6 protein-coding genes and 1 pseudogene are annotated in these 10,523 nt (G+C 54.6%); all 7 read left to right on the forward strand.

Going from position 1 to position 10,523, the window contains the following annotated elements; all coding sequences use genetic code 11:
* On the forward strand, window positions 1–1,290 hold a 1,290-nt coding region (locus RMSM_RS07210), incomplete at its 5' end, for a DUF1501 domain-containing protein (RefSeq protein ID WP_008693556.1).
* Between the two features lie 25 nt (window positions 1,291–1,315).
* Window positions 1,316–2,242, forward strand: coding sequence for a DUF6807 domain-containing protein (locus RMSM_RS07215; protein ID WP_008693557.1), 927 nt, complete (start codon window positions 1,316–1,318; stop codon window positions 2,240–2,242).
* A gap of 442 nt (window positions 2,243–2,684) precedes the next feature.
* On the forward strand, window positions 2,685–4,367 hold the full coding sequence (locus tag RMSM_RS07220; protein ID WP_008693559.1) for a LamG-like jellyroll fold domain-containing protein: 1,683 nt from the start codon (window positions 2,685–2,687) through the stop codon (window positions 4,365–4,367).
* A gap of 119 nt (window positions 4,368–4,486) precedes the next feature.
* Window positions 4,487–7,330, forward strand: a complete 2,844-nt coding sequence (locus RMSM_RS07225; protein WP_008693560.1) for a PSD1 and planctomycete cytochrome C domain-containing protein — start codon at window positions 4,487–4,489, stop codon at window positions 7,328–7,330.
* A 41-nt stretch (window positions 7,331–7,371) separates the two neighbouring features.
* Window positions 7,372–8,874 carry a DUF1501 domain-containing protein gene (locus RMSM_RS07230; protein ID WP_040764590.1) on the forward strand — a complete coding sequence of 501 codons (1,503 nt, stop codon included), beginning with the start codon at window positions 7,372–7,374 and terminating at the stop codon, window positions 8,872–8,874.
* A 4-nt stretch (window positions 8,875–8,878) separates the two neighbouring features.
* Window positions 8,879–9,004 (forward strand): hypothetical protein, encoded by a 126-nt coding sequence (locus tag RMSM_RS43365; protein ID WP_008693563.1) that lies wholly within the window; start codon window positions 8,879–8,881, stop codon window positions 9,002–9,004.
* A gap of 243 nt (window positions 9,005–9,247) precedes the next feature.
* A pseudogene (locus RMSM_RS42400) lies at window positions 9,248–10,523 on the forward strand (sulfatase-like hydrolase/transferase); the annotation flags it as partial.

Consider the following 10,523-nt stretch of genomic DNA (forward strand, 5'->3'; position numbering starts at 1 on the left):
ATGCAGTCGCTGTGTCAGTTGCAAGCCACTGCTGCTGATAGCGGATTGGGGCTTGTGCCTATCACTGATGCAATCCGCCCCCGCGCCAAACGTGTCATTTTCATGTGTATGAGTGGCGGCCCGGCGCAAATGGATACGTTTGATTACAAGCCACAAACCGGCAAGAAGAAGCATCCAGGGTCGGTATTTCCGTTTGCCCAGCATGGCGAAAGTGGTATGTGGATTTCCGAGCTGATGCCGGAAACTGCCAAGCATGCCGATCGGCTTTGTGTGATCAACGGCATGCACGCGGATACGGGCAACCACGCACAATCCTTTCTGCAGCTCCATACCGGCGAAAAACTGAGAAAACGCCCCAGCATGGGATCGTGGATCTCCTACGGTTTGGGAACCGAAAACGCCAATTTACCAGGTTTTGTTAGTCTCAATGCAGCCAAGCCGTCCGTTTACAGTAGCGTTTTCCTGCCGACTCAGTTCGCTGGTACGCCGATCGGGACGAATGGCGAAGACATGTCCAAAGCGATGATCCGCGATATTTCAGGGAACCACCTGCCAACCGACCTCAAACGAGATCAGCTGGATTTTGTACAAGCGATGAACCAATCGCATCTCCAGACACGTGCTGGCGACCCGGTCCTCGAAGGTGTGATTGAGTCGATGGAACTCGCTTTTCGGATGCAGTCGACCGCCCCCGAAATCCTGGATCTGAGCAACGAAACCGCAACGACGTTACAGCGTTATCGTGTTGGCAAGAAGTTGTCTGTCGGTACGTGTCGTCCCACCGATTTCGGTCGTCAATGTTTGTTGGCTCGTAGGTTTGCCGAAGCAGGCGTCCGTTTTATCGAAGTCAATCACGGCGGATGGGACCAGCACAACGACCATCGCCGCGATTTGAAGGCGAACTGCGAAACCGTCGATGCCCCGATTGCGGCGCTCTTAGAAGATCTTGCCGCACGCGGATTGCTTGAGGACACGTTGTTGGTTTGGGGCGGCGAGTTTGGTCGGCCTGGATTGATCCCAGACGATGGCAAAGACGCGTCGGGCCATAATTCCAATGGGTTCACGTTTTGGTTGGCAGGCGGCGGCGTCAAACAAGGCTACGTGCATGGCAAAACCAACGAGACCGGTTCGCGGGCGGTAGAGGGCAAGGTCCATTTTCGTGATTTGCATGCCACCATCCTGCATCTGCTGGGCTTGGATCATCATCGGTTGACATTTGAACATGGCGGTCGGCTGCATCGTTTGACCGGTCACGAGGAAGCCAAGGTCGTACACGAATTATTTGCCTAAATCTGCAGCGAGCATTTTTTTTCCAATGAATCCATTCAAAGTTTCGGCGTCGCCACGTTGTCAAATCATTCCGCTTCCCGGCAACCAGGTCGCGTTCGCTGTCGATGGATCCGAACGCCTTCGCTGGCACGCCGCCCACGATGCACCTCGCCCGTTCTTCTTTCCGCTGACGGGTCCTTCGGGAATCCCGCTAACACGAATGGGGCATCCGGGGGCTCCCGATCACGACCATCATCGATCGGTGTGGTTTGCACATCACAAGGTGGCGGGTCAAAACTTCTGGGCCGACACCACCGGCACGAAAATTCGGCAAACGCAATGGATGGCCTACGACGATGGCGACGACGATGCACGAATCGCAGTCCAGTTAGAGTGGTTCGGTACGGACGAGACGCAGCCGTTGATCAAACAAGACTTGTTCGTCTCGGTTGCTCCGGCCGCCGATGACGGTCTGTTTGTCGAGTTGCAAACATCGCTGCGTTCGGTGGCTGACACACTCGAATTAGGCCAATCAAATTTTGGACTCTTGGCGGTCAGAGTCGCAAAGGCAATCTCGGCGAGATTTGGTGATGGGGTGATCACGGGTGCCAACCGAAAACAGGGCGAGACCGCATTGTTTGGCATGCCGTCACCTTGGATTGACTATAGCGGTTCGATCGACCAGGGCGTTGTCGAAGGCATTACCTATTTCGACCATTCAAGTAACCCGCGATTCCCAAGCAAGTGGCACGTTCGCGAAGACGGATGGATGGGAGCCTCGGTTTGCCGCGATGGTGCAGTAATGCTCTACAAAGACAAGCCGACGTCGTGGCGATATCTGCTGCATGCCCATCCAGGTGCAATTGATCATGATGTGGCAGCGCAGATCTTCGACAATTTCAATGATCGTCCCGCCATGAGTCTGGTCAAAGGAGGCCCCTCACAAGCATTTACGATCACGAGATTGTCGTAGACTGCTCGCCGCCTGGTCGGTCCAACGTCGCCAAATAAAAAGAGCCGCGACAATATTATTGCTCCGCTATGTTCTTGCTCCGCTGTCGTAGTCGAGACTACGAGAGCGTTTGTGCCGCCTGGTCACAGAGATTCGAAACCGCGTCGACTGCCTCGGAATCCGGCGTCTTAACGACGCAAATACTCCCAGCGTTTCCGCCGAGCGACGCGTGATTGTCGGCATCCCAATCGGCTGGCGATTGCCTTGTTTTTCCGAGGCGATTTCACTTTTTTGCGATTTCACCAGAAAATTGTGTCCAATTCGTCTCATCCCGGGAGTGGTTAGACGTGAACGGGTGTGGCGAGGCAGGATCGGCTGTTTTTCCCCCGGTTATCGCGTGTAAATGGACTCATAATGCGGATGACGACGCACATGGAATCGTGATGGACATGGAGCCGCTTTGGTGAATGACACAGAATTGAACCGCTTGATCGCCCAGTGGCTCGATGGGCGTATTGATGAACGCGATTCGCAATCGCTGCAACAGCAACTGCGAGATTCGCCACATGCACGCAGGCTGTTTCAGCAGTACACCACGTTGGATGCCGAGCTCCGTGAAATTGCGAGCGGCGGGACCTCAAGCAATCTTTCCCACAAATTTTCGCCGACCGACGAACGTGCAGTGCGAACCGCAACTTCCGAAGTTGCCGCATCCCGATCCGCTGGATGGATGCAATGGGCCATCGCATTGTCATTGTTGATGGTCGTAGGCGGCACCGCCTACTGGATCGGCAAATCAGGCTCGACGCAGCAACCGATTGCGACGGTGGCGACGACATCTGATCCACCTGCTGAGGGAACGATTTCCGGTTACGCGACGCTGCGGCGAGTTGCCGATCTGAACTGGGCTGATAACGCGAAATCATATCGCGAGGGAGACGTTTTGCCGGCGGGGATTTTACAGTTTGACACAGGAGTTGCTGAGATCGACTTCTTTTGCGGAGCAACGTTGGTGGTCGAAGGTCCCGCGAAAATGGATCTCGAATCCGATTGGTCGGTGCGAATGCTGGCCGGCCGGATGCGAGCCAATGTACCACCGGCAGCCAGAGGGTTTGTTGTGAAAGCAGCCGACTCTGAAATCATTGATCTAGGGACCGAGTTTGCACTGGAAGTCGGCCCAGAGAATGCTCGCGTCGAAGTGATTGATGGAGAAATAAAACTGCAAGGCGGCAAGCACGACGGCAACCACCTAACCACCGGTCAACATCGAACTCTAGCCGGAGGTGACGCGGCGAGTGATTCGTTTCAGAGTCTCAGTACACTCAGCGATGTTCGGCGGCGTCATCAACAGCAACAGCGTGAACGGTTCCAGCAGTGGGAATCCTATGCCAAGCAGCTCGCATCCGACGAGCGACTGATCGCGTATTATCCAATTGCGGACCTAGCAAACGATCGGGTCATCCCAAACCAAGCCGCCTCAGGAAGCAGCTTTCATGGTTCGATTGTCGGTGCGGTCAGCCACACGGATGGACGTATCGGAACCGAATCCGCGGGACTGGAATTCAGTCGACCGGGCTCGCGTGTCCGCACTCGAATCGATGGTGAGTTTCAAGCGTTTACGTTCCTCTGTTGGGCGCGTATCGACAGTCTCGCCCACGTGTACAACGCTTTGTTTATGGCGGACGGCTACGAGAATGGTGAACCCCATTGGCAAATTGACAACGACGGCCGACTGATGTTCTCGGTCATGGTCGATGATAGTGCCGAAGTCATCCACTACAGTCGAGTGGAAGATGCCGTTGTTCGCGACGCGGGACGGCATCGCGTCTATCGCACAGAGCCCATCTGGGATCTTTCCAAAACAGGACGTTGGATGCAATTTGCAGCCGTCTACGACCCGGCATCCAAACGAGTCCGACAATATGTTGACGGCGTCATCGTTAGCGAGCACGAGATCCCCAACGACTTGCTCGTCCGGAAACTGCATATCGGCCCTTCTGAAATTGGAAACTGGGGGCAACCCTTCCGCAAGACTCCGAGTTTTGCTGTCCGAAATTTGAATGGGGCGATCGATGAACTGGCGATTTACAACGCCGCCCTGACCACGCAGGAAATTCAAACGCTGTACGAAAACGGGAAACCCTGAGGGCATTTGGAAACACCCCGGACAGTTTGACCATCTCAACTCTTCCGATGCTGCAACAGCGGACCGTTCGCAATTGACCTGATTTAGAGACAACTAAAGTTTTTAAGAATTCGATGCTCATGAACTTCAAATCAATCGCCACAACATTGCGTAACACCATTGTCGTGTTCGCATGTCTTTCGTCGACGCATGCGTTACACGGCGAGGACCCTATCGATTTTGAACGCGACATTCTGCCAATTTTCAATGAAAGTTGTGTTGATTGCCACGGTCCCGAAGAACAGGAATCTGCGTTCCGAGTCGACAGCCGCGTCGCGTTGCTGCAGGGTGGTGATTATGGCGAGCCTGCGATCATCCCCGGCAATGATCGCGAAGGGTTATTGTTGAAGGCGATCGCGTACACAGATAGCGATCTGGAAATGCCGCCCGACGACAAACTGGCGGACGAACAGATCAATCTCATTCGTCGCTGGGTCAAAGAAGGTGCGTATTGGCCTGGGCAGATGGATGACAAAATCGTTCGCGAGAAATCAGACCACTGGTCATTTCAACCGGTGGTACGTCCAGCGGTGCCGAGGGCCCAATCGCCTAACACCTCGACGGCCAAACCAAATCATGGCACCACCGCCGGCCGCACGCCGATCGACGCATTTTTGCTGGAGCGGTTAGAGGAAGAAGGGCTTGGATTTTCCGATCCCGCCGACCCCACATCGCTAATTCGTCGAGCCTCGATTGTGTTGACTGGATTGCCACCGAGTCCTGAGCAAACTCGCGATTTCGTAAACGACTACGCTGTCGATTCCGACGCGGCCTATGCCGAGCTTGTCGAGCGACTATTGGCGTCGCCCCACTTTGGCGAACGTTGGGCTCAGCACTGGTTGGACGTCATCCGTTGGGCCGAAACAAACGGTTCGGAAAGCAACATGTACCGCAAGAACGCCTGGATCTATCGTGACTATGTGATTCGCTCGTTCAACGAAGACAAACCCTACGATCAATTCTTGATGGATCAAATCGCGGGCGATTCGTTCAAGCAAGGAGACGCCACTGGTTATTTAGTCTCGGGACCGCATGTTCCGCTAGCGACCGTAGGCCGCGAGCCGACGGCGCGTCGTCAAGCCAGGGCTGATCGCATGGACGAGATTCTGCAGACAGTCGGCGCGTCCGCGTTGGGAGTCACCATCGGTTGCGCCCGTTGTCACAACCACAAATTTGATCCGATCTCGATCAAAGACTATTACTCGATGGCGGCCGTGTTTGAAGACATCGAATTTGGCAGTCGCTTTCCTGAGTTTGGTGACGATCATCCACGACGTATCCGTGGGAAGGAACTGTATCGCGAAATCAATCAGCATCGCCGCGAACTTCGCGAGATGGGACCATGGGAAGAAGATTGGACAGGATACCGAGAGTGGCATTTCCCTGCCGTCACCACCAACTCGATTCGAATCAAGTTCAATGGATATTTTGTGCGACTTGACGAGCTAGAGGTTTTGGGGACCGCCAAACTGAACGAGAACTTGGCCGATGCGTCGCGCGGTGTGAAAGTCGATTATTCCGAGGCAAATACATCGCCGAACATGCCAATCGTCAATGTCAACGATGGGATCTATGGAAATGATGGCTGGATGGTCAGCGGAACGAAGAACGGCAAAGAAAAACCATGGATTCAGTTTACCTTCGAAGCTCCTAGCGAGATAAACCGGATTCGCCTGAGCACGAATCGCGAAGACTATCTCGAGACGGACTATCTGCAAAAGCTGAACAAGCAGATGTACGATATCCAATCGATCGAAGTGCTAGCCGACGATGGACAGTGGACCGAAGTCGCCAGCCCGAAACAATTCGCCCAAAGCAACAAACAGCACTCTGAACGTGAATCGATTCTTCGTGATCTGCACGCTGCAATCGATCTTGCCAACGAAGAAGGGCCAAAACCGAGTTTCGTTGGCCGACGGATTCGTCCATCCCAAACCTACATCCTCAGTCGTGGCAGTCCCGAGAACCCTGGGGCGGAAGTATTCCCCGCCGCGCTAGCCGAGCTCGGTGGCGATCTCGGTTTGTCGCCCGGTGCCTCGGGTAAGGAACGCCGCAAAGCGTTTGCCGAGTGGATCGTGGCCCCGGAGAACCCGTTGACCGCACGCGTGATTGCTAACCGACTTTGGCATCATGTGTTTGGCAAGGGAATTGTCACAACGACTGCCGATTTTGGTGCCGCAGGTGCCACGCCGACTCATCCCGAACTACTCGATTGGTTGGCCGCTGAATTGGTCGCCCCAAGTGAGCAAGCTTTGCAAAGCGTTGCCGGAGCAAGTGATGGTAAAAAATGGTCGATGAAGCATCTGATTCGTTTGATGGTGATGTCCGACGCTTTTCGGCAATCGAGTACCCCCAGAGCCGATGGCATCGCGGTCGACGCAGGGTCGGCATTGTTATGGCGTTTTCCGCCACGCCGAGTCGAAGCCGAGGTCATCCGCGATTCAATCTTACAGGCGTCGGCCGTTTTAGACCGCGGCCTCGGTGGCCGAAGCTTCCGAATTCACAATGTCAAAGAACGTTATGCACAGTGGGAGATCCAAGACAACTACGGTCCCCCGACGTGGCGACGGATGATCTATCAAGAGCGGATGCGACGCGTCGACGACCAAATGTTCACCGCTTTCGACTTTCCCGATTGTGGCCAAGTGCAAGCCAAGCGTCCAGTTTCAACAACGCCGCTGCAAGCGTTGAACCTGATGAACAGTGACTTCGTGATCGATCAATCCAAGCGAGTCGCCCAACGGGCTGTCGCCGAATCCGGCGGCGATATGCGAAAAGGCATCGTCCGTTGTTTTGATTTGTTGCTAACCCGTGAACCAAGCGTCGACGAATTACAAGCGTGTTACCAACTTGCCGAGCAATTTGATCTGTCGCTCGTTTGCCGCACGATCATGAACACAAACGAATTTGCATTCTTACCGTGACCACCGTCACGACAGCAACCCAACGCACTAGGATTTGAATGATGTCATACGCTGAACGAATTTCGCCCCAGGGGCGTCGATTGCTCGATCGCCGTGGATTTTTACATACCGCCGGACTCTCGACCAGCGCATTAGCCTTGGCCAGCATGCTGAAGCAGGATGGGTTGTTGGCAGCGGAGAACACGGCGGCCTTTGGCAAAAATCCGATCCGTCCGCAAATCGACCCGAGTCGGCCCTACGCGGCACGACCGCCGCATTTTCCGATGCCTGCCAAACAGGTGCTCGTGATCTATCTGCCCGGCGCGGTAAGCCACGTCGACACGTTTGACTACAAACCCGAACTATCAAAATTACATGGGCAAAAACCACCCGGCATGCCTGCGGTCACCTTCGAAGGACCAAGCGGAAACATCGCCAAACCGTTCTGGGATTTCAAACCTAGAGGGGAAACAGGCAAGATGGTATCCGACCTGCTTCCTCATTTGGCCGAGCATGTCGACGACTTCTGTTTCTTTCACGCTTTGACGACCGATACGAGCGCCCATCCGCAAGGCGAAAACTTTATGAACACAGGCTTTACGATGGAGGGGTTCCCATCGTTTGGTGCCTGGGTGACGTATGCGTTGGGGACTGAAAACGAAGAGCTTCCCTCGTTTGTCGCGATCAACGATCCTCGTGGGATGGCGCGGAGCGGAAAAAACAATTTTGGTAACGGTTTCTTGCCTGCGGCGTTCCAAGGCACCGATTTCAGCGCAAGCACTCCACCAAACAATCTACGGCGTCCTGGCTCGTTGACCGCAGCGGCGGATCGCAAGACCGTGGACTTGCTCCAGCGTCTCAATGCGCGTCACCTCGAGAAATTCCCCGGCGATGCCGACTTGGCGGGCCGCATCGCTAGCTACGAATTAGCAGGCAAAATGCAAACCACCGTTCCCGACGTGATGGACATCTCCGGCGAAACCGCTGCAACACTTCGAGCCTACGGTGTTCATGGCGGCAGCGAACTGCGAGGCAAGTACGCACAGAACTGTATCCTTGCACGACGGTTGCTCGAAAAAGGGGTGCGTATCGTTCAATTGTTCAACGGCAGCGACCCGGCTGGCGGAAACGGCATCTCAAACTGGGACTCGCACGCGAACATCAAGGAAACGCACGCGATGCAGGCCGAGATCATGGACCAACCTACCGCCGCGCTGTTCGCCGATTTGAAACAACGCGGCATGCTCGAAGACACGCTGGTCGTTTGGGCTACGGAGTTTGGCCGGATGCCCTTCTTGCAGGGCAACGGTACCGGCCGTGATCACAATCCAAGTGCGTTCACTTGCTTTTTAGCCGGTGCGGGAGTCAAGAAAGGATTCAGCTATGGCGAAAGCGATGAATTCGGATTTAAGTCCGCAATCAATCCGACCACGGTCTACGATTTCAACGCGACGTTGTTGCATTTGATGGGACTCGATCATGAACGTTTGACGTTCTACCACAACGGCATCGAACGACGTTTGACGAATGTCCACGGCCACGTCGTCAAGGATGTGTTGGCGTAACGTCTTGAAGTTTTTTGCCAGCCGGATTCAAGCAAGCGACATCAACGCCGGATCGGCGGACGCAATTGAGACTTTCGAATCGATCCAAGACTCACGCGAATTGGCTACCGTTGGCGTCGCCCCGGTATGATCGATGCGTCCTTGATCCGGCCTACAACTGCAACTGAATTGTCGGACCTTCCGCAACGTTTCGCAATTCTATTTTAAACCTCCCCTTCCTCGGATCCGCACCATGCTCTATCACGTCTCTATTGACCAATGGTCAAACTGTCTATCAAACGCACTGCGGTGGGCCGCGGCCGTTTTGTCGGTGGCCGTGGTGTCGGCGACAGCGGTGGCTGCAGATCCGCCACGTCCCAATATTTTGGTCATTATGTGCGACGACCTGGGGTACGCCGACGTTGGCTTTAATGGTGCCAAGGACATCCAAACACCTTCACTTGATCGCTTGGCTCGCAACGGGACGGTGTTCAGTTCGGCCTACGTTGCCCATCCATTCTGTGGGCCGAGTCGGATGGGGATGATGGCAGGTCGTTACCCGCACAAATTCGGAGCCCCCTACAACCTGCCCAATTCGGGTGTTGCCATCGAAGGGGCCAAGCATCAGGGGATTCCCCAAAGTGAAACCTTGATCAGCACCGTGCTTCAGGATGCGGGCTACTACACCGGAGTGATCGGTAAGTGGCACTTAGGTGTGGATCCGCCATTCCATCCCAACAATCGTGGCTTCGATGATTTCTACGGTTTTCTCGGCGGCGGTCACGACTATTTTCCCGAAAAGTACATGGCCACATATGAGCGGCAAAAGAACGCGGGCAAAACACTACTGAACGACTATATCTTGCCGCTGGAACACAACGGGAAACAGGTGACCGAGACGCAATACATGACCGATGCGCTGTCACGCGAGAGCGTGCGGTTTGTCAACGAGGCTGCCCAAAAGGACCAACCGTTTTTCTGTTTCTCTCCTTCAACGCGCCGCATACACCGCTGCAAGCCAAGCAAGAGGATCTACAGATCTACGCCAGTATTAAGGACGAAAAGCGGCGAACCTACGCTGCCATGGTGCATGCAGTCGACCGCGGTGTGGGGAACGTTGTCCAAGCCCTCGAAGAGACCGACGAATTGAACGACACCCTGATTGTCTTCCTCAGCGACAATGGAGGTAAAGAAGGTGCTGGTTCAAACAACACACCACTAAGCAAGGGAAAAGGGAGTGTGCTCGAAGGCGGCATCCGCGTTCCGATGTTGTTCCATTGGCCTAACAACGTCCCCGCGGACAATCGCTTTGAACACCCCGTCTCGGCACTCGACTTTTACCCGACCTTCGCCAATTTGGCCGGTGCGACGGTCCCGGAGACTCAACAACTTGACGGTAAAGATATCTGGGACGATTTCCTTGCCAATCGCAGCTCACGAAAAAAGCAACCTGTCTTTGCAATGCGACATTACGCGTCGTTTAGCAATGTCGGAATTCGTCAAGATCAGTGGAAAGCTTGTTGCGTTGGCAAACGGTGGTCGCTCTATCACATCGTCGATGACATTGCTGAACAACATGACCTCAGTAAATCCTATCCTGAAGTGCTCGAGTCCATGATCTCGGCCGCAGAAAAGTGGAGTGAGAGCCACATCCAACCGCGGTGGTTCTA

Origin of the sequence: Rhodopirellula maiorica SM1 (assembly GCF_000346295.1) — a bacterium.
In the GTDB taxonomy this organism is placed as follows: Bacteria; Planctomycetota; Planctomycetia; order Pirellulales; family Pirellulaceae; genus Novipirellula; species Novipirellula maiorica.